Origin of the sequence: Roseixanthobacter psychrophilus (genome assembly GCF_043195195.1) — a bacterium.
Classification (GTDB): domain Bacteria; phylum Pseudomonadota; class Alphaproteobacteria; order Rhizobiales; family Xanthobacteraceae; genus NCEH01.
The window spans coordinates 68,600-86,577 of record NZ_JBAFWT010000011.1; the positions used below are offsets into that span (position 1 = coordinate 68,600).

A 17,978-nucleotide genomic window follows, 5' to 3' on the forward strand; every position below is an offset into this window, starting at 1 on the left:
AGCAAAGCGGAGATCAAGGATGACGGCAAGGCAAAGCACTGACTGCCACCCCTCTCCAACTGCGCCTTAGCGCCGCGATCGCTCGCTCTCGGCCGCGATCTCATCCGCGTCGGAGCCTTCAACCCTGGAGAGCACTCACGCCTTCGGGAGTTTGTAGAACTTCTGCGGAACACCCGGTTTCATGCCCCGAAAACCCGCGTCAAACACCAATGAATCCACTGTTCTTCCACGCGGGCGGGATGTTTCACATGAAACATTCTTCAACCCTGCGGGCGCTTGCCCCAGCCGCCCCCGCCGGCGGTCACCATCTCGATCTGGTCCCCCGCGGCGAGACGATGGGGCCCGCTTTTGGCCGGCAGCTTTCGGCTGGTGCCGTCGCGCGCGTGCAGGGTAAAGCGAGCGAGTTGCCCCGCTTCTCCTCCCCCCACACCATGGGCCGGGCTATGCGTGCGCTCGCCCAGGATCGAGGCCTCCACGCCGTCGGTCAGCATTTCCAACGCCTTACGCACGCCCGCGCCGCCCTGCCGCAGCCCCCGTCCGCCGCTGTCCGCCACCAGTTCGTAGGCGAGGAAGCGGATCGGCATCGCCATCTCGGCCGCCTCGATGGGCAGGTTCATGGTGTTGCCCATGTGCACCCGAATCCCGCTTGCTCCATCGCCCGCCTTGCTCGCGCCGGAGCCGCCGCCCACCGTCTCGTAATGGACGAAGCGGCCGGATGTGCGCGGATCCACGCCGCCGAGGGTGTAGACACACGCCGAGCCGTAACTGCCCGCAGGGACCCGCTCGGGATAGGCCTTCGCCAGAGCGGCGAGCAGGACGTCGACGATCCGATTGGAGGTCTCGGTGTTGGCGGCAACCACAGAGGCGGGGTAGGCCGCATTCACGATGGAGCCCGTCGGAGCCACGATATGGGCCACGTCGTACACGCCCTGATTGGGCGGGACGTCGCCGCCCACGAGTGCGAGCAGCGTGTAATAGACTGAGGAGGCCGTGACGGCGAACGGCGCGTTGACCGGTCCCCTGACGCACGGGGAAGAGCCGGTAAAATCCACCGTGATACCCTCGCCCTGCTTAACGATGCGCGCGCGGATAAGCGGTCTGACTTCGGTATCGATGCCATCGCCGTCCAGTGCTTCCTCATGCGTCACGTCGGCATCCGGCAGGTTCGCGAGCCGCGAGCGGACCAGCCGACGTGTATAGGCCTGCGCATCGGCCATGATTGCGGCGAGCACGTCCGCGCCATAGGTCCGCGCGAGCTCGACCACGCGCTGCTCGGCGCGCCGGGCGCCGGCGATCTGGGCGCGGAAGTCGCCGTAGCGGTCCTCCGGCACGCGCACGTTGGCGAGGATGAGGTTGAGAAGGTCCTGCCGGGGCTGGCCGTTCTCGATGATCCGCAGGGGCGGGATGCGTAGCCCCTCCTTGGTGATCTCGTCGCACACGCCGGAGCTTCCCGCCGCAATGCCGCCGATGTCCGGCCAATGCACGCGGCTGAGCGAGAAGCCGCACAGCGTCTCGCCGTGGAAGATTGGCATGATCAGCGAGACGTCGGGGAGATGAGTCCCGCCGGCATAGGGATCGTTGACGATGACCCCGTCGCCGGAGCGCCAACCCGCGATGGGGAAGGCCTCGAACACCGCGCGCACCGTGAACGGCACGGCGCCGAGGTGAACGGGAATGTCGCGGCCCTGGCCGACCACGCGGCCGGTCGCGTCGAGCAGTGCGCAGGAGAGGTCGGCCGACAGGCTGAGGAGCGGCGAGAAGGAGGTGCGCATGATGACGTGCTTCATGTCCGCGCAGATGGCGTAGAGCGCGCTGCGCACGACCTCGAACGTCACCGGGTCATGGTCGATGATCCTTTCCGGGACAGTATTCACCGACGTCCTCCAGACAATGCGATGTTCACCTGGCCGTGGGCGCCGATCCTGGCCGTCTGCCCCTCATGGACCCACACGGTCGCGCCAGAATGCTCGATGACGAGCGGGCCGGCGAGCGTTGCGCCGTGGGCGTCAGCGGCCCTGTAGACCGGCACCCGGCATGTTTCGCCGGTACGCGTCAGCATATCGATGTGGCGCGCCGGTTGCGCGCCGCACGCGACCGCTTCTGGATCGGCGAACAGAAGGTCGCCGCTATGGCCCATGTCGCCGGTCGCTATCAGCCGCGCATTCACCGCCTGCACGCGGGCATCGGGAAGGTCAAAGCCGTATTCTGCGCGATAGATGTCGCGGAAATGCCGCGAGATTTCGCCGATTGCCGGCAGCGGCGCGTTGACCGGCCCGAGCGGGACGGGCAGTTCGAACAACTGGCCGGAGAACCGTGCCTCCAGCACCCGCAGGGGGGGCGGCCGGGTGATCCCCTCGGGTTCTGCCGCCATCAGCACGTCCGCCCGAGTCGCGAGCTGATCGAAGGCAGATGCGAGCGCTGTGTCGTCGATCTCGTCGAGGTGGCGCAGCAGAGTGGTCGTCACCTCATGACGCACGTTCCCGAGCGTGGCGCCGAGCGCGCTGAACATGCCGGGATACGGGGGGACGATGACTTCGGCCGAGCCGATTTCTTCGCCCACCGCGGCTGCATGGAGGGGACCCGCGCCACCCGAGGCGAGCAGGGCGAAGTCGCGCGGATCGAGCCCGCGCCGCGTGGTAGTGAGGCGCACCATCTCCGCCATGTTGGCGACCGCAATGTCGATGATGGCATACGCCGCGCGGGCAATGGGCCAGCCGAACGGTTCCGCCACATGCTGGCGGATTGCCGCGACCGCGGCCTCGCGATGGAAGGCAATGCCGCTGGCTTCGAACAATTCTGCCGAAAGCGTGCCGATCACCGCATGGGCGTCGGTCACTGTCGGGCGCGTGCCGCCACGCCCGTAACAGGCGGGGCCTGGACTTGCCCCGGCGCTGGTCGGGCCGACCTTCAGCACCCGCGCCTCGTCGATCCAGGCGATCGAGCCACCGCCTGCGCCGATCTCCACCAGATCGAGCACGGAGCTGCGGATGGCGTAGCCGCCAACCTCGCGTCCGTCCACCAGGCGGTCGGCATAGAATTCCGTGGTCATCTCCGGCTCTCCGGCACGGATCACGCCGGCTTTCGCCGTCGTGCCGCCCATGTCGAAGGCGACCATGTCCGGGCAACGCTTCGCGCGGGCGAAGGACGCCGAGGCGGTGAGCTGCGCGGCAGGACCGGATTCGATCAGGTGAACAGGATAGCGTGCCGCATTCTCGGGTGAGGTTAACCCGCCGTTGGACTTGACGATCATCAGCCGGCCGACGCCCTGCGCCCGCAAGGCGTCACTCAGCACGCCAACGTAGCGCCCGACCGCCGGGCCGATATAAGCGTTAACCACGGTCGTGCTGGTGCGCTCATACTCGCGAAACTCAGGGCATACGTCGCTTGAGCGAGTCACATAGACTCCGGGCAGCGCGTCGCGCACTGCGGCTTCCATCTGCTGCTCGTGGTCGGCATTTGCATAAGCGTGCAGGAAGCTGATGGCCACGGACTGAACGCCCGCCGCCTGCAGCCGTGCGAGCGCGGCGGTGTGATCTTCCAGCACCAGCGGGCGCACGATGCTGCCGTCCGCCGCCGTGCGCTCAGCCACCCCGATGCGCCGGGCGGCCGGAACCAAAGGCTCGGAGATGCGTACGTCGAAATCATAGAGACTGGGTCTGTCCTGCCGTCGCAACGCGACGACGTCCGAGAAGCCCTCGGTGGCAAGCAGCGCCGAGCGGGCGCCGAGGCGCTCGATCAGCGTGTTGGTGCCGACCGTGGTGCCGTGGCACACGACGGAGCCACGAACGTCGAACGCACGGGCGATCCGCGCGATGACGCAAAGTACCGCCTCGGCGGGATCGGCCGGCGTCGAGGGCACCTTGAACGCGTCGAGCAAGGTGCCCGTTTCGCGGTCGAGCACGACGGCATCGGTGAAGGTGCCACCGACGTCGACGCCTATGACGAGATCGCGTGTCGTCATGTCCCGGACGCCGTCAGGAGGTCGCCTGCTGTTCGATCTCTTTCAGGGCCCAGACCAGCCGGTCCATGTGCTTCTTCAAGCTGACGTCGCTGCGCAGATAGCGCTTGCCGAGACCGCGGAACGAGACTGAACCATCCTTGACAATCACGCCGCGCGCCAGCAGTTCATCGAATACTCTGGTTGAATCGAGCTGGGAATCGACGATCTCGATCAGAAAGAAGTTGCTGCGCGAGTTCGGCACCATGCGAAACCGGTTTAGCCCCGCGAACTGCTGGGTGACGTAATCGCGCATCTCGACAATCATGGAGACGGTGCGATCCACATGCGCATCGTCGTCCAGAGCAGCGATCCCGCCTTCCACCTGCATCGGCCCGAGGTTCCAGGTGGGCTTGATGTTGAGCAGCGGCGTGATCAGGTCCTTGTTGGACGCGATGCCGAAGCCGAGGCGCAGACCGGCGAGGCCGTAGGCCTTGGAGAAGGTTCGCAGCACGATGAGGTTCGTGTACTCGCGGGTGAGATACACGAAGCCGGGCGTCTGGGAGAAGTGGATATAGGCCTCGTCGAGCACGACCAGCGTATCGTCACCCGCCGCCTCGCAGACCGCGCGCACTTCCTCTTCCGTCAGCAGATGGCCGCTGGGGCTGTGCGGATTGGTGAGGAAAGCAATCTTCGGCTTAATTTCCTTGAGCTTGGTAATATAGCTGTCGATCGCCGGGTCGAAATCCTCGCCGGTGGGAACGCCGACGATGACCCGCCCCTCGTTCTCCGCGAACAAGTGGTAGATCGGAAAGCACGGCTCCTGCGTCAGAATGGTCTCGCCCGCGGCGGCGAAGGCTCGCATGATGAAGCTGATCACTTCTGTTTCGCCAGAGCCGCAGACCACACAGTCGGCATCGAAGCCATATTTCTTGCCGATCGCGGCGCGAAGAGTCTTGGAGGTCCACTCCGGATAGAGGTCGAGCTTTGCCCGCCCGGTCTCGACGGCAGCGACGGCCTTGGGCGAGGGGCCGAACGGATTCTCGGCGGATCCGAGCTTCGCCACGTCATCAAGAGGGATGCCGAATTCACTCGCGACGTACTCGCGTGAAAGGCCGGGTGTGTAGGGTTCATTCTCGATGAGAGCGGGGATGACGGCGGTGATCATAGCTGGCCTTCCAGTTTGCCCTTCAATGAAATAAGGCGACTGGTCGATTTGATATACTATGGTGTCTCTCATAACAACTAGTACAATATCTTTATCATCAAAATTATCCTGCTCTATCGCGCCTCGACCTTGGTCCCCCCAGAGGCCTTGGAGGGCGAGTGGGCGAGGCTGGTTAGCCTTGTAATGGCTCATCTCGTTACTCCTTATCCTGTCCAGAGTGGGTGAGGCAAATGCGGAAGGTCGGGGTAGGATAACTCATCTGAAGTGGGTCCGATCCTGTTCCCGTCTCTACCGAACCCCCTCGAAAAATCAATTTTGCCGTTGTGATAAGATAGTACGATTAACGCTATTATGAGCGGTGTGTTAGTGCAGTTTCATGCCTGTCACAGAACATGGCAAGCCTGATCTTTAGGCGGCGGCGCCGCCAAACAGCCCAGTCGAAGGAGCGAGCGATGAAAGTGGAAGGTCGATGCCATTGCGGCGCCATAAGCTTCGAGGCGACGGTCGATGCTGCGCGCACCAGCCTGTGCCATTGCACGGACTGCCAGACCTTATCCGGCACGGCGTTCCGGGTTTCCGCCGCGGCGGCCGCCGAAACCTTCCGCCTGCTGTCGGGGACGCCAAAGGAGTACATTAAGATCGCGGCGAGCGGCGCCAGACGCATCCAGGCCTTCTGCTCCGATTGCGGCACGGCGCTCTATGCGAAGGCAGCCGATGTGCCTGGACCGGTCAATATCCGCGCCGGAACATTGCGGCAGCGCCACCAATTGCCCCCCGTACGCCAGATCTGGTGCTGCTCGGCTCTGGAATGGATGCCGGCGATCGAAAATCTGGAAAGCTGGGAGGGCGAAGTCGGCAGCCGGCCCCATTCGGCCGGTGCGATGGGAATGAAGGGGGACGGCGGCGACTGAACGCGGCAGGGAAGGGCTCCATGCGCCCGCTCGCCTCGTCGTCCTTGTCCGTCAGGTGATCGTGGCCGTGATGTCCGTGCCGCCGCTCAACACCGTGCGGAAGCGCCTGAGTTGCTCCTTGAGCAATTCGATGTCGTCTCCGCCGCCGAGGCAGAGACGGATGAACTGCCCCGCCTGTTCGAACGGAGGGGAAACGGCAAAGTGCTGTGCGGGGGACACCCGGATTCCCGCCGTCAGCAGCCCAGCCATGAAGCCGTCGACGCTCCAGCTCTCGGGAATGCGCAGCCAAGTATGATAGCTCGGCAGCGTCGTCGAGGCGGGAATCCCCACCACGTCGCGAAATAGCGCGAGCCGGTGCAGGGCCTCCTTCTGCTGGGCCGCGATGCAACGCTCGACCGTGCCGGCTTCCAGCATATGGCCGAACAATTCCGCCCACAGGGTCGGCCCGGTCCAATGCAAGGACATGAGGGCGTTCTGCAGGGCCGGGATCAGATCGTCCGGCGCCACCAGCGCGCCGAGCCGCGCCCCAGGCGCGAGGCATTTCGAGACACTGCTGACATAGATCACGCGATCCCCGGCAAGCGCGGCCAGCGGCGGCAGGGCAACACCTGCCAGAGCGCCGTAGATGTCGTCTTCCACCAGCAGCACGTTCGCGGCGGCGCAGGCGGCGACGATCTTGCGACGTCGCTCGAGCGACATTGTCGCTGTGGTCGGATTTTGCAGGGTCGCGCTGCAGATGACGAAGCGCGGCGACGTCTTACGCAACTTGGCGGCGAGGTCGTCGGGATCGAGCCCCTCCTCGTCCATCGCCACGCCTTCGATCCGGACGTGACACAGCTCCGCCAGGCGGCGAATGCCGGTATAGGCCCATTGTTCGCACAGGATCACGTCTCCCGGGCGGGTCAGGGCATGAAAACAGGCCGCAAGGGCGTGCTGCCCGCCGTGGGTCAAAAGAAGCGAGTCCGGGGTGGGGGCGAAGTCGTTCTGGCTCAGCCATTTCGCCATCATGGCGCGATGCGCCTCGCTCCCTGCGGCGGGCTCATAGCCGAACAGCGTCTCGGAATCGCGGCGGCGCGCGATGGCCTCGAGCGCCGCGTCGATGAACGGCTTGCTGGGGGCGGAGGGAACCGTGTTCAGGCTGAGGTCGAACACCTGACGGTTGGCCGCAGGCGTCTCGTCGGCACCGCGCACGAAGGTGCCGCTGCCGGTCTTGGCTGTCACCAGCCCGCGCCGCGCCGCTTCCTGGATGGCCTTCGTGAGCGTGGCGATGGTGATGTCGAGGCCAGCGGCGATTTCCCGTTGGGGTGGCAGCCGCTCGCCGTCCCGCAGCACGCCAGAGCGAATATCGCGCTCGAGCGCATCCACGAGCGCGAGATACTTCGGCTTTTTCGAACCGGAAATGTTCGGCTGCCACGTCATCCGCTGCACATCCCCACAAGCGCCGCTCGGCGCGTCACGTCCGGTGCTTTAAGACCAGCGGCGCGTGCTTCACAAGGATTCCTCGATCCCGAGGCGCGCGGGTGTTCCGCCGGTTCAGTCGAATGCTGCGGTAATGCTGTCGAGCACCGCGCTGGTGGCGGTGATGACAGTCACGCCCGCGAAAGCTTGCTCCAGCATCGCCTTGGCTTCCAGCGCCCGGAAATTGGTGCACGAGACAAACAGCGTGTCGAATGTCTGGCCCGCGAGCTTTTCCTTGGCGAAGGCGACGATCTGCGTGGGCGTGGGATCGCACAGCTCGACATTGACGGTGATGCCCATGCCGTGTGCGCTCACGATCTCGCGGCCCTCGCCTTCCAGCGCCTCGGCGACCGAGCGCGTCAGATCCTCGTTATAGGGCGTGATCAGCGCCACCTTCTTCGCGCCGGCGCGTCCGAGGGCCTGCGAGGCGGAGCTGATGACGCCCATGCCCCGGCAGCCCGCCAGCGCGCCGAGCTCGTCGCACAGCTTCTTGTCGTATTCGACGCCGAACAGCGCGCCTGCCGAGGTGCAACCGAACACCAGAAGGTCCGGGCCGACGGTGCCGAGATCTTTCGCTGCCGCGCCCGCCAGCTCGATCATGGCAATCTCGGCTTCCCGCGTGGTCTCGATGAGATACATGCGGTCCGTATGCACCGTGAAGCGGTCTTTGGGCAGCGCGCGATGGAAATCGTTCTCCATCACCGTGTTCGACGACGGCACGATGAGGGCGATGCGAATCTGGCGATCCGAGGCGGTGGAACGGGTCATGGTTCAAATCCCCTGAGGTTGGAAGGTTGGCCGCATCGTTGGCGGTCTTGAAGTGAGGCTCGGCGCGTCACGCTCCTGCAGCGGCCGGGCGGGCGAGAATGAACATCGTCACCTCGCCGATTGCGACTGGCTCCGCATGCTGGTTCAGCACGTCGTAGCGGCGGGTGATGATGCCCTGGCCCGGCTGGGACCTGGATGGCCGTCGCGACAGCAAGGTGAGCGCCACGTGAATGGCGTCGCCCGGGCGTACCGCCTTGGTGAGGCGCCAGTTGGTGGCGAGGATCGCGTGCGAGGCCACCTCGTCCAGCCCGAGTTGGAACACCAGCCCCGCCGCGAGCGCGATGGTGAGATAGCCGTGAACGATGGTGCCGCCGAAGCTGCTGCGCGCGGCATAAGCATGATCGATGTGGATGGGGTTCGTATCGCCGGTCGCCTGCGCGAACTGGTCCACTTCCGCCTGGGTGAGGGTGCGCGGCGGCGTGCGCCACGTGTGACCGATCTCCAGCGCCTCGTAATCCTGGAAGAACAGTGCCATCGCGGTCAGGCCCCTGCAACTGGTTTGGAGGCGGCCGCGCCGCTCCAGCACGGCGGTCGCTTCTCGGCGAAGGCGCGCGGACCCTCGATGAAATCGTCCGACGCATACATGGCCTTCATGGCCGGGAAATTTTCCTGGTCCCCGATGGCGCGGGCGAGCGTCCTGTCCAATCCGGCGAGGACGGCTTCCTTAGACGCGCGAATGGAGGCGGGGCTGCAGCGGCAGATCTCCTGCGCCCAGCGCATCGCCGCCGCCATCTCCTCGCCCGCCGGCACGACCTCGTTCAGGAAGCCGAGCTTGAGCCCCTCCTGGGCGTCGACGCGCCGCCCAGTGAGGATCATGCCCATGGCGTGCTTCAGGCCGATCTGGCGGGGCAGGCGATGCAGCCCGCCGGACACCGCCGCGAGGCCGAATTTCGGCTCGGGCAAGGCAAAGCTCGCCCGCTCGCTTGCCACCGCGATGTCGCAGGCGAGCACCATCTCGAACCCGCCGCCGAAGGCGATGCCATTCACCGCCGCGATGATGGGCTTGGCACAGTCGAAGCGGCGCGCGAGGCCGCCGAAGCCGGTCGCCGCCCAGCCTTCCTTGCCCCCGCCCGTCAGCGATTTCAGATCGTATCCGGCGCAGAACGCGCGCTCCCCGGCGCCGGTGAGGATAGCGACCCACTGGCTCTCATCGGCCGCGAACGCGTCGAATACGGTGTGCAATTCGCGATGTGCCGCTTCGTGCAGGGCATTCATCACTTCCGGCCGGTTCAGGCGGATGACGGTGACCGGGCCGAAGCGGGTGATCTCGCAATAATGAAGGGGATCGGGCAGGTCCATGGCGCCGGTCACGCTGTGAAGATGCGCTGCGGGTCGAGCTTGCGCAGGACGGCGAGTTCCTGTGCCGTCACCGGCGGGGTGCTCGCCAGTTGATCGGCCACCAGAAGATCGAAGCCGGTATTGTCGCGCACCTGCTCCAGCGTGGCGCCCGGGCTCAGGGCCAGGAGCTTCATGCGGCGCGACATCTCGTCGAAGCCGAACACGCCGAGGTCGGTCACCACGCGGCGGCAACCGCCGCGCAGCAGACCGCCGGAGCGGCGCGATGTGCCGCCGGCCACGTGTCCGGGCGAGGTGATGAAATCCACCTTCTCCACGAACCGGCGCTTCTCGTGGCGGATCGAGACGATGAAATCGGTGAGGCTGGAGATATCGTTCGCGCCGCCGGAGCCGGGCAGGCGTGTCTTCGGTGCGTGCCAATCGCCGATGAAGGAGGAGTTGAGATTGCCGTAGGCATCGATCTGCGCGCCGCCGAGAAATCCGATGTCCACATAGCCGCGCTGCATCAGCAGCATGACCTCGGAACTGCCCAGCACCGCATTGGCAAGCTTGGCGCAGCGCTGGTCATTGGCGGAAGGGGGCAGGCGCCCGTCCTCGATATAGGCGCCGATGACCCCGCCTTCGAACAGGATGGTGATCTCCGGGCAGCCGAGGCGCTGGGCGAGGGTGGCGGCGAGCAGCGGCGTGCCGACGCCGGCGAAAATCACCTGGCCGTTCTTCAATTCGCGGGCGCTGAGCACGGCGAGCAGCTCTGTCGCGGTGTAGGACAGCGGCTCAGACATTGTGGATGCTCCGTCCCTTGGCGGTGGCGGCGGACAGCTCCTTGAGGCCGATGAGGTCGAGGAAGTCGAGCCAGGTTTCGGGCGCGTGGATATGGCTGTCGATGTAGGCCTTCATGCCCTCGACCGGCGCCGCATTGACCTTTGCGACATAAGCCGAGATGTGGTCGAACATGGGTTCGTAGAGGCCGTAGCATTCGTGGGGGGCACTGCCGTAGGGCACTTCCACCACCGCCTCGATGCACAGGAACGGGATCTTGGTCTGATCCGGCGCCCGGCGGATCTGATCGTTCGAGACGATGCGTTCGGTGGTGATGATCACGCGGTCGGCGGCGAGCGCGAGGTCCACATCGAGATAGGTGAGCCCGTCGATCTGCGCGTTGCCGAACGGATCGCATTGCTGCACGTGGATGATCGCAATGTCCGGATTGAGGGCGGGCACCAGGGCGAGTTGCTCGCCGGTGAAGGGGCAGGCGAGCGTGTGGATCTGGCCGCTCTGGAGCGCATACATGTCCGAGTTCAGGACCGAGCGCATGGGCATGAGCGGCAGGCCCATGGCCCCGGCGCGATAGCGCATGCCCATGGCCAAGTGGCTCCACTCCTCATAGGTGGCGCGCCCGCTCTCGAAATGGTGCCGCACCACCTTGGACAGGCCCCACATGATGCCCTGCGCGCACCAGCTGGTGACGATGTGGCGCGAGAGGCCGGACGCCAGGATCAGGTCGCAGTCCGTGGACATCATGCTGCGGGAGCAGACGAGGTCCTTCTTGCCGGATTTGATGAGCTGCCAGATCATCGCCATCGGCGTGCGCGAGATGACGGAGCCGCCGATGCCGAGGGCCTGCCCGTCCTGCACCAGGGCGGCCGCCTCGGCGAGCGACATCACCTTGTCGCGCAGCGTGCGGTCGCGCTGCTGCATGCGGTCGCGCAGCGCATCGTAGGGCGTGACTTTCTCCACCATGAAACCCTCTGGAATGCCCGGCTCACCTTGCGGATGCCGGTTTCTGGTTGATCGCTCGAAACGCGGTGCCGCTGCGCGGCTAGTGGCCCGCCGCGCTGAAATCCTGGACGATGGTCGAACGCGCGACGCGGACCTTCTTGGTGGTCGGCGGGGTGTTGCGACTCTTGCCGACGAAGCGCGGCACCCCGGCCGTGATCACCGCGCCGACGGCGGCGATGTCGCCGTTTCCGAGCGCGGAAAGCGCGTCGTTCTGCGAGGAGCCCTCGCAGGCGTCGAGCAGCACCACGTCGGCATCGCGGCCGGGGGCGAGCAGGCCCGAATTCAGGCGGAACACCCGCGCATTGTTGCCGGTCGCCGCGGCGATCGCCCGCTCGGGCGCGATACCGCCGAGGCTGACGAGCTGCGAGATGGTGTAGAGCATTCCCAGCGGCATGATCCCGCTGCCGGTGGGTGTATCGGTGGCGATCAGCAGGCGCTCGAAGGCACCGGCTTCCTCGGCGAGGCGCGTCACCAGGAGAGCGGTTCGCAAGTTGCCCGCCGTGCACACCTGAAGCGCCACCCCGGATTCCTGCACCAGACGGGGAAAATCCGCATCCGGCATGGCGGCCGGGCCGCCGTTCACATGAAACGAGACGTCGGGGTCCACCGCGAGCACGTGGTCCGCCCAGATTCCGGAGGAGCCGGGGATCGAGGCCGCCCCGGTGTGCATCATGGTGACCATGCCGGCCGCCTTCGCCGCGGCGACCAGCGGCTTGTAATCATAAGGCGTGGCGAACGCGCCGAAGCCCGCCTTGGCGAGCCACACGCCCTGCGCCGCCAATTGCGCGAAATCGGCCGCGGTAAGGCCCGGCTCCAGGATGACCGAGCCGGCGTGGACGCGCATGCCGCCGGGCCGATACTCCGCGAAGCTCTTGCAGGCGGCGACGGCGAGCGCCTTTACCCCTTCCGGGTCGCGCGGCCGCCCCGGCACATGCACTTCCGAGGCGCTGATCGCGGTGGTCACGCCGCCGTGGGTGTAGCTCTCCAGAAAACCGACCGTCTTCTGGCGCGGCGTGTAATCACCGAAAGTAATGTGGACGTGGGAATCGATGAGCCCGGGAATGGCGATGGTGCCGCCGGCGTCGATCACCACGTCGCAGGCCTCGACCTCGGCTGCGGAGGCGGTGCCGACCTGGGTCAGGAGGCCGTCGCGCATCAAGATCGTGTCGGCGTCGCTCCTCGGGTGTTCGAGGGTGCCGGTGATCACCCCGGCGAGGTTGGTGATCGCGACCCTCATTTCGCGACTTCCGCCGCCGCTGCCATCAGCGCACGACGCCGCGCCTCTTCGTGGGTCATTCCACCGACCCGCGCGTCGATACGACCCCGCGTCATCAGGCAGAAGATCACGGCGATCTCGTCCGGCATGGGGACGCCGGCGATGGCGAACGACATGGAATCGTAGTGCGAGCGCACATAGACATCGAGCACGTTGTTGACGGGGATATCGATGGACGTGCCCGGGGCGGCGATCTTCGTGACCGAGGAGATCCAGGCCGGCGCATCGCCGATCATCTCCCGGAAAGGGGTCGCAAAGGCGGTCGTCAACAGCGCGTTCGCATGCTCCTGCTCGCCGTTGATACCAACGAGACCGGCTTTGCCGTAGCTCTGGATTTCTTCTCCTGCGAGCGCTTTCGCCCCCGCCTTTGCCATCGCGCGGCCGAGGTCCACGCTCGCCTCGATGAGCGGCGACAGGTCCTGCTCGTACCGGTCGATGAAGGGATTCTCGACCACGCTGACGATGGCCACCTTGCAGAGCGGCGGGTCCGCAACATGGCCTTTCACCTCCCGGATCTCGTCCCGAACGATGATGTTGCGGCGAACGGTCAGCTTCATTTTTCCCTCCTGAGGCGGACTTATCCGTAAGAGATTGTCAGACATTATGTCAATAATAACTTTTTAATGGACAACATAAAAACATTCTGGCAAATCGGAAAAAGTCAGCCTGCGAATTGGGCACACCCAATCATTTACGGCTCACAACCAGAGGATCAGCGTGATGAAAAAGCTTTTGCGGTTCACCACCGCGACTTTCCTATTGGCATGCGCGTCGACGACGCTGCCCGCTGCCGCCCAGACGACGCCGATAAAGATCGGGTTTGCCAATTCGTTCAGCCCGCCGGGCAATGTCATCGGCGGCCGGGAGTCCAAAGTGGGCGGCGAGATCGCCCTGGACATGTTCAAGGCCCAGTTCGGCCCCAAGGTCGACGGTCGTGACATCGAGATCATCTACGAGGACACCCGGGGTGATCCGGAAGCCTCCCGTTCGGCCATGGAGAAGCTGGTCAACCGCGACAAGGTGGACGTGGTGGTCGGCTGCAACCATTCCTCGGAAGGCTTCGTTCTCTCGCGTATCGCGCATGAAAACAAAGTCGGCTTTGTTGCGATGAATTGTTGGGCGGACGATATCCGGCAGCAAAAATTTCCTGAAGTCTTCGCCGTTTCGAATTACACCTCACGCACCAGCTATGCAGTCACCAATTTCGTGAAGCAGCAGGGCGTCAAAAATTTCCTGATGGTCGCCGAGAACACCGATTATGGTCTCGCCCAGATCAAGATGATCGAGGCGGACCTGAAGCGCGATGCGCCCGATGTGAAGGTCTCGACCAAGATCATCAACAAGACCTCGCGCGATATGCGCGACGAAATCCTCTCTATTCGGCAGAATCCTCCTGATCTCATCGGCGTCGCCATGGTTGCGCCCCAGGGTTTCCTCTTCACCGCCCAGCTCGACGAACTCGGCATGCCGCCGAGCGAACAGAAGGTCATCGACATCGGCGGCTACGTCGATCAGGCCGGCTTCTGGGACAATGTGAAGGGCGCCGGCGTCGGCCTCTATGCCTATGTGCTCGACCACAAGAGCAATCCGGTGACCGAGCTCGGTGCCAAGGTTCAGGCGGAATACCGCAAGCGCGCTAACCAGGAGCCCACGCGCTTCATCCTTCAGGGTTTCGACACCACCTGGGTGGCGCTGATGGCGATCAAGGAAAGCGGCGGCAAGAGCCGCGAGGCGATCATCCAGGCCCTGCGCAAAATTCGCGTGGTCGGCAGCCGCGGCGAAATCTTCTTCACGGACGAGCCGCTGTTCCAGCAATGGCCCGACATTCCCTTTGTGATTGGCCAGATGGAGAAAGTTGGACAGCCCCCGTCCGAATCCAAAGTCGTGTTCCCGCCCCCGTCTTCCAAGAAATGATCAAGCCTGGAGGCGGTCTGCCGCCTCCAGTCCCTCAAGGAGCGTGGAATGCAGCATTACATTGAAATACTGCTCAACGGCCTCGTGTCTGGCGGATATTACGCGGCGATGGCAGCGGCTCTCTCGCTCGTATTCGGAATCAACAAGGTGGTGAATTTCGCGCACGGCGAATTCATCATGGTCGGCGGGTTTGCTTATTTCACGGCCGCGACGTTCATCGGCGCGTTTCCCGCCTATATCGCCGCCTTCGTCTGCGCCCTGATCATCGGCTACGTCTTCCATCTGTTGGTTTTCCGCCGGCGCTCGCTCGACGCGAGCCAGGGATTCTCGTCGGGCGAGTATCAGATCATCACCACCTTCGCACTCGGTATGCTGCTGCTGAATGGCGCCCTGATGGTATATGGCCCGGACATTCATTCGGTGGCACCCGCGATCGAGCTGCCGCGCGTCCGGTCCTCGGTCCTCTTCATTTCCGGGCCGCGCCTGTTCGGGCTCATTCAATGCCTTCTGTACCTTGCGCTGCTCTATCTGTTTCTCACGCGCACCTCGATCGGCCGCCTTCTGCGCGCCGCTTCCCAAAATCCCGCCGCCATGTCGACGCTGGGCGTCGATGCGGAGCGGTTCGACCGTAATGTCTTCGCCGCGTGCTGCGGCCTCGCGGGTCTTACGGGTGCGTTCATCGCGCCGGTGTTCGCCGTCTATCCCGAGGCCGGCGCGGCGTTTGCGCTGAAATCCTTCGTGGTCGTGGTTCTCGGCGGGTTCGGATCGTTCACCGGAACCATCGTCGGCGGGCTGCTCTTCGGGGTCATCGAATCCTTTGGCGGCGCGCTCATCTCGAGTGCGTACAAGGATGTGTTCGGCTTCGTCCTTCTGCTGGTGGTGCTGCTGGTGTCGCCCAACGGGCTGCTCGGCGAGCGGGTGAGGGGAGTCTGAACGATGCTGGCAGCACCAAAATGGATCTCCCGGCGTCGGCATCAGGCCCTGCGGGCCGACTTCTACATGGGCGTCGTGATCGTCGTGGTGGCGGTTGCCTGCAGCCTTGCGGGCATTGGCGGCCCTTATGGCATCAGCCTCGTCGCCGCCGGCCTGTTCTATGCCACCGCGACCATGGGCTGGTGCCTCCAGTCAGGCTATGGCGGCATGTTCTCCCTGGCGCCAGCGGCGATCATCATGATCGCCGCTTATGTCTCCGCGTTCGCCTCGAATGCCGGCTGGCCGATGGGGGTGGCCGTGCTCGCGGGCACGCTCTCGGGGGCACTCGCGGGCTTCATCGTGGCGCTGGCGACCAGCCGTCTGAAAGGCCATTACTTCGCGCTGGCGACCCTCGTCGCTGCAGAAATCGTGCGCCTCGCGGTGACCAACGAATACGATCTCACCGGCGGCGAGGCCGGGCTGCGGACGGGACCTTTGTTCGACGGGGCGACCGGAGTCCACATCTCCCTGGTGTTTGCGGGCGTGCTGATCCTGCTGCTGGTGGCTCTTCTGGCCGCGTTGCGCGGTATGCCCGGCATCGCCATGCAGGCGATCCGCGACGATGAGGGCATCGCCGCCATCCGCGGGCTGAACGTGCCTCTGGTCAAGACCCTGATCGTCGTCGCCGGATCCTCGATCACCGCCTTCGCCGGCGCCGTCTATGTCCATTACATCCAGCTCGCGACGCCGCAGATGGGGTCGCTGTTCCAGACCACCTTCATCATGTCGATTGGCATCATCGGCGGCGTGCGCTCCATGAGCGGCGCCATCGTCGGCGCGGCGCTGATCGTCGGCCTTCAGGAAGTGCTGCGGGACTATCCCTTCACTCACATGGGGCTGACGGCGCTCGCCATATTGTTGGTGTGCCAGTTCGCGCCCGCGGGCTTTGCCGGCCTGCTGCTGGGGCGGGCCCGCCGGATCCAGCAGCGCTTTGCGGTTTCGGAGCACGCCAAATGAGCGAAATCAGCCAAGCACCAGAACGGAACGAGCCGCGCGGCGTGATGAACTTGGAATGCCGGAACGTATCCCTGCGCTTCGGCGGCGTGACGGCCCTCGCCGATGTCTCCTTGTCCATCCAGAGCGGGGGCATCACCGCGATCATGGGGCCGAACGGAGCGGGCAAGACCACCCTCCTGAACTGCATGACCGGCATGATGTCACGCTATGAGGGAACGATCCGGCTGGACGACATGACGATCGATGGTCTGGCGCCCCGGCAGCGCACGCAGGCCGGTCTCGTGCGCACATTCCAGATGACCCGCGTCTTCGCTTCCCTTTCCATCGAGGAGAACATCTTCCTCGCGGGATCGGCGGTGCGCCAGGCGCTGACCCAGGAGCGCTGCTCGGAGCTGATCGAGCTGATCCGCCTGCAGCACATGCGGCATCGTTCTGCCTCTGAACTCTCCGGCGGGCAGCGCCGGTTGCTGGAGATCGGCATGTGCATCGCCCAGGCGCCGCGCTTCCTGATGATGGACGAGCCGTTCGCCGGTTTAAATCCGATGATGGTGACCACGGTTTGCGAGATCATGGCCGACTTCGCGAGATCCGGAGCCGGGGTCGTGCTCGTCAGCCACGAGATCCCCTTGGTGCGCCGCCATGCCGATCGTGTGATTGTGATGGCACAGGGCGCGGTGCTGGCCGACGGATCGCCCGAGCAGGTCCTTTCCGATCCCCGGGTGGCGGAGATCTATCTGGGAGGCAGCGTTGCTCATCACTAACGAAATCGTCTGCGCCTATCTGCGCGACATCGAGATCGTGCGCGGCGTGAGCCTAACGGTTCGTCCCGGCCTGATCACCGCGATCATCGGTCCCAACGGGGTCGGGAAATCGACTTTGCTGAAGGGTATTTACGGTGCGATCCGGGCGCAGAGCGGCCGCATCTGCGTCGAGGATGTCGATATCACGAATGTCCCCATGGCCGGGCGCTTCGCGGCTGGCATCCGCTATATGCCTCAGGAATCCTCGATCTTTCCGTATATGACGGTGCAGGAGAACGTGCGCTTGTTCGCGTGGGCGGACGGTGTTCCCTTCGAGCCGCTCTGGAGGCGGGCAATCGAAACCTTCCCTATCCTCGACGAGAAACGCTCGATTCGCGCCGGCGATCTTTCCGGCGGGCAGCAGAAGCAGCTTGAATTCAGTCGCTTCCTGTGTGGAAAGACTAAATATGCCCTCGTTGACGAACCCAGTGTGGGACTGTCGCCGGCCATGTCGCGGTTGATCTATGCATTTCTCACGCGGATGCGGGACGACGGGGTCGGAATCCTTCTGGTGGACCAGCAGGTGGCCGATGCCATCGCTGTCGCCGATCACGTGTATGTCGTCGATGGCGGCAAGGTTATCGAGGAAGGTACGGGGGAGAGCTTCCGGGAAAATCTCGGAGCAACAGTGTCCAAGTGGCTGACCCACTGAGTAATCTCAAACGTAGGGAGGCGGTCGCTC

Annotated in this window: 18 protein-coding genes; 6 read left to right on the forward strand and 12 right to left on the reverse strand. The window is 64.7% G+C overall.

Features of this window, described 5'->3' with window-relative positions:
* Nucleotides 1-260 precede the first annotated feature (260 nt).
* The 3 genes from V5F77_RS12440 to V5F77_RS12450 are packed head-to-tail and all read right to left on the reverse strand — an operon-like array spanning nt 261 to nt 5,297.
* Nucleotides 261-1,874 (reverse strand): hydantoinase B/oxoprolinase family protein, encoded by a 1,614-nt coding sequence (locus V5F77_RS12440; RefSeq protein WP_429005669.1) that lies wholly within the window; start codon nt 1,872-1,874, stop codon nt 261-263.
* Nucleotides 1,871-3,961 (reverse strand): hydantoinase/oxoprolinase family protein, encoded by a 2,091-nt coding sequence (locus V5F77_RS12445; RefSeq protein WP_429005670.1) that lies wholly within the window; start codon nt 3,959-3,961, stop codon nt 1,871-1,873. Before V5F77_RS12445 ends, V5F77_RS12440 begins: the two co-directional genes overlap by 4 nt.
* Before the next feature lie 13 nt (nt 3,962-3,974).
* Nucleotides 3,975-5,297, reverse strand: coding sequence for a pyridoxal phosphate-dependent aminotransferase (locus V5F77_RS12450; protein ID WP_429005671.1), 1,323 nt, complete (start codon nt 5,295-5,297; stop codon nt 3,975-3,977).
* A 260-nt stretch (nt 5,298-5,557) separates the two neighbouring features.
* On the opposite strand from V5F77_RS12450, the gene V5F77_RS12455 reads away from it, so the two are divergent.
* Nucleotides 5,558-6,016, forward strand: a complete 459-nt coding sequence (locus tag V5F77_RS12455; RefSeq protein WP_429005672.1) for a GFA family protein — start codon at nt 5,558-5,560, stop codon at nt 6,014-6,016.
* 51 nt (nt 6,017-6,067) lie between these two features.
* Here V5F77_RS12455 and V5F77_RS12460 read toward each other — a convergent pair whose 3' ends face one another.
* The 9 genes from V5F77_RS12460 to V5F77_RS12500 form a co-directional block, all read right to left on the reverse strand.
* Complete coding sequence (locus V5F77_RS12460; protein WP_429005673.1) at nt 6,068-7,435, reverse strand: aminotransferase-like domain-containing protein; 1,368 nt, start codon at nt 7,433-7,435, stop codon at nt 6,068-6,070.
* Between the two features lie 114 nt (nt 7,436-7,549).
* Entirely contained in the window at nt 7,550-8,242 is a 693-nt protein-coding gene (locus tag V5F77_RS12465) for a maleate cis-trans isomerase family protein (RefSeq protein WP_429005674.1), read from the reverse strand.
* 67 nt (nt 8,243-8,309) lie between these two features.
* The gene (locus V5F77_RS12470) at nt 8,310-8,777 is read right to left on the reverse strand and encodes a MaoC family dehydratase (protein WP_429005675.1); all 468 of its coding nucleotides are present in this window, start codon (nt 8,775-8,777) and stop codon (nt 8,310-8,312) included.
* A gap of 5 nt (nt 8,778-8,782) precedes the next feature.
* Nucleotides 8,783-9,601 carry an enoyl-CoA hydratase-related protein gene (locus V5F77_RS12475; RefSeq protein WP_429005676.1) on the reverse strand — a complete coding sequence of 273 codons (819 nt, stop codon included), beginning with the start codon at nt 9,599-9,601 and terminating at the stop codon, nt 8,783-8,785.
* Between the two features lie 8 nt (nt 9,602-9,609).
* Nucleotides 9,610-10,380, reverse strand: a complete 771-nt coding sequence (locus tag V5F77_RS12480; protein ID WP_429005677.1) for a CoA-transferase subunit beta — start codon at nt 10,378-10,380, stop codon at nt 9,610-9,612.
* Nucleotides 10,373-11,338, reverse strand: coding sequence for a CoA transferase subunit A (locus V5F77_RS12485; RefSeq protein WP_429005678.1), 966 nt, complete (start codon nt 11,336-11,338; stop codon nt 10,373-10,375). Before V5F77_RS12485 ends, V5F77_RS12480 begins: the two co-directional genes overlap by 8 nt.
* 79 nt (nt 11,339-11,417) lie before the next feature.
* Entirely contained in the window at nt 11,418-12,614 is a 1,197-nt protein-coding gene (locus V5F77_RS12490; protein WP_429005679.1) for an amidohydrolase family protein, read from the reverse strand.
* Nucleotides 12,611-13,210, reverse strand: coding sequence for an amino acid synthesis family protein (locus V5F77_RS12495; protein WP_429005680.1), 600 nt, complete (start codon nt 13,208-13,210; stop codon nt 12,611-12,613). The genes V5F77_RS12490 and V5F77_RS12495 overlap by 4 nt, the downstream gene beginning before the upstream one ends.
* Nucleotides 13,211-13,351: 141 nt before the next feature.
* Nucleotides 13,352-13,507: a hypothetical protein gene (locus V5F77_RS12500; protein WP_429005734.1), complete on the reverse strand. Its 156-nt coding sequence runs from the start codon at nt 13,505-13,507 to the stop codon at nt 13,352-13,354.
* Here V5F77_RS12500 and V5F77_RS12505 point away from each other — a divergent pair.
* Genes V5F77_RS12505 through V5F77_RS12525 form a run of 5 tightly spaced genes read left to right on the forward strand, consistent with a single transcriptional unit; the run spans nt 13,506 to nt 17,948 of the window.
* Nucleotides 13,506-14,567 carry an ABC transporter substrate-binding protein gene (locus V5F77_RS12505; RefSeq protein ID WP_429005730.1) on the forward strand — a complete coding sequence of 354 codons (1,062 nt, stop codon included), beginning with the start codon at nt 13,506-13,508 and terminating at the stop codon, nt 14,565-14,567. The two genes, V5F77_RS12500 and V5F77_RS12505, sit on opposite strands and share 2 nt — an antisense overlap.
* Nucleotides 14,568-14,615: 48 nt before the next feature.
* Nucleotides 14,616-15,500, forward strand: coding sequence for a branched-chain amino acid ABC transporter permease (locus V5F77_RS12510; RefSeq protein ID WP_429005681.1), 885 nt, complete (start codon nt 14,616-14,618; stop codon nt 15,498-15,500).
* Nucleotides 15,501-15,503: 3 nt separating this feature from the next.
* A complete protein-coding gene (locus V5F77_RS12515) occupies nt 15,504-16,496 on the forward strand; it encodes a branched-chain amino acid ABC transporter permease (protein ID WP_429005682.1) in 993 nt (330 codons plus the stop codon).
* Nucleotides 16,493-17,257: an ABC transporter ATP-binding protein gene (locus tag V5F77_RS12520; protein WP_429005683.1), complete on the forward strand. Its 765-nt coding sequence runs from the start codon at nt 16,493-16,495 to the stop codon at nt 17,255-17,257. Before V5F77_RS12515 ends, V5F77_RS12520 begins: the two co-directional genes overlap by 4 nt.
* Complete coding sequence (locus tag V5F77_RS12525; protein WP_429005684.1) at nt 17,244-17,948, forward strand: ATP-binding cassette domain-containing protein; 705 nt, start codon at nt 17,244-17,246, stop codon at nt 17,946-17,948. Before V5F77_RS12520 ends, V5F77_RS12525 begins: the two co-directional genes overlap by 14 nt.
* Nucleotides 17,949-17,978: the final 30 nt, after the last annotated feature.

What these genes read in the sequence shown, in the direction of transcription:
- V5F77_RS12445 (WP_429005670.1), bottom strand. Translation starts at nt 3,961, where the DNA reads ATGACGACACGCGATCTCGTCATAGGCGTCGACGTCGGTGGCACCTTC.
- V5F77_RS12450 (WP_429005671.1), bottom strand. Translation starts at nt 5,297, where the DNA reads ATGAGCCATTACAAGGCTAACCAGCCTCGCCCACTCGCCCTCCAAGGC.
- V5F77_RS12455 (WP_429005672.1), top strand. Translation starts at nt 5,558, where the DNA reads ATGAAAGTGGAAGGTCGATGCCATTGCGGCGCCATAAGCTTCGAGGCG.
- V5F77_RS12460 (WP_429005673.1), bottom strand. Translation starts at nt 7,435, where the DNA reads ATGACGTGGCAGCCGAACATTTCCGGTTCGAAAAAGCCGAAGTATCTC.
- V5F77_RS12465 (WP_429005674.1), bottom strand. Translation starts at nt 8,242, where the DNA reads ATGACCCGTTCCACCGCCTCGGATCGCCAGATTCGCATCGCCCTCATC.
- V5F77_RS12470 (WP_429005675.1), bottom strand. Translation starts at nt 8,777, where the DNA reads ATGGCACTGTTCTTCCAGGATTACGAGGCGCTGGAGATCGGTCACACG.
- V5F77_RS12475 (WP_429005676.1), bottom strand. Translation starts at nt 9,601, where the DNA reads ATGGACCTGCCCGATCCCCTTCATTATTGCGAGATCACCCGCTTCGGC.
- V5F77_RS12480 (WP_429005677.1), bottom strand. Translation starts at nt 10,380, where the DNA reads ATGTCTGAGCCGCTGTCCTACACCGCGACAGAGCTGCTCGCCGTGCTC.
- V5F77_RS12485 (WP_429005678.1), bottom strand. Translation starts at nt 11,338, where the DNA reads ATGGTGGAGAAAGTCACGCCCTACGATGCGCTGCGCGACCGCATGCAG.
- V5F77_RS12490 (WP_429005679.1), bottom strand. Translation starts at nt 12,614, where the DNA reads ATGAGGGTCGCGATCACCAACCTCGCCGGGGTGATCACCGGCACCCTC.
- V5F77_RS12495 (WP_429005680.1), bottom strand. Translation starts at nt 13,210, where the DNA reads ATGAAGCTGACCGTTCGCCGCAACATCATCGTTCGGGACGAGATCCGG.
- V5F77_RS12500 (WP_429005734.1), bottom strand. Translation starts at nt 13,507, where the DNA reads ATGACATTGCCCGGCGGGCTGAACGAATTGGCAAACCCGATCTTTATC.
- V5F77_RS12510 (WP_429005681.1), top strand. Translation starts at nt 14,616, where the DNA reads ATGCAGCATTACATTGAAATACTGCTCAACGGCCTCGTGTCTGGCGGA.
- V5F77_RS12515 (WP_429005682.1), top strand. Translation starts at nt 15,504, where the DNA reads ATGCTGGCAGCACCAAAATGGATCTCCCGGCGTCGGCATCAGGCCCTG.
- V5F77_RS12520 (WP_429005683.1), top strand. Translation starts at nt 16,493, where the DNA reads ATGAGCGAAATCAGCCAAGCACCAGAACGGAACGAGCCGCGCGGCGTG.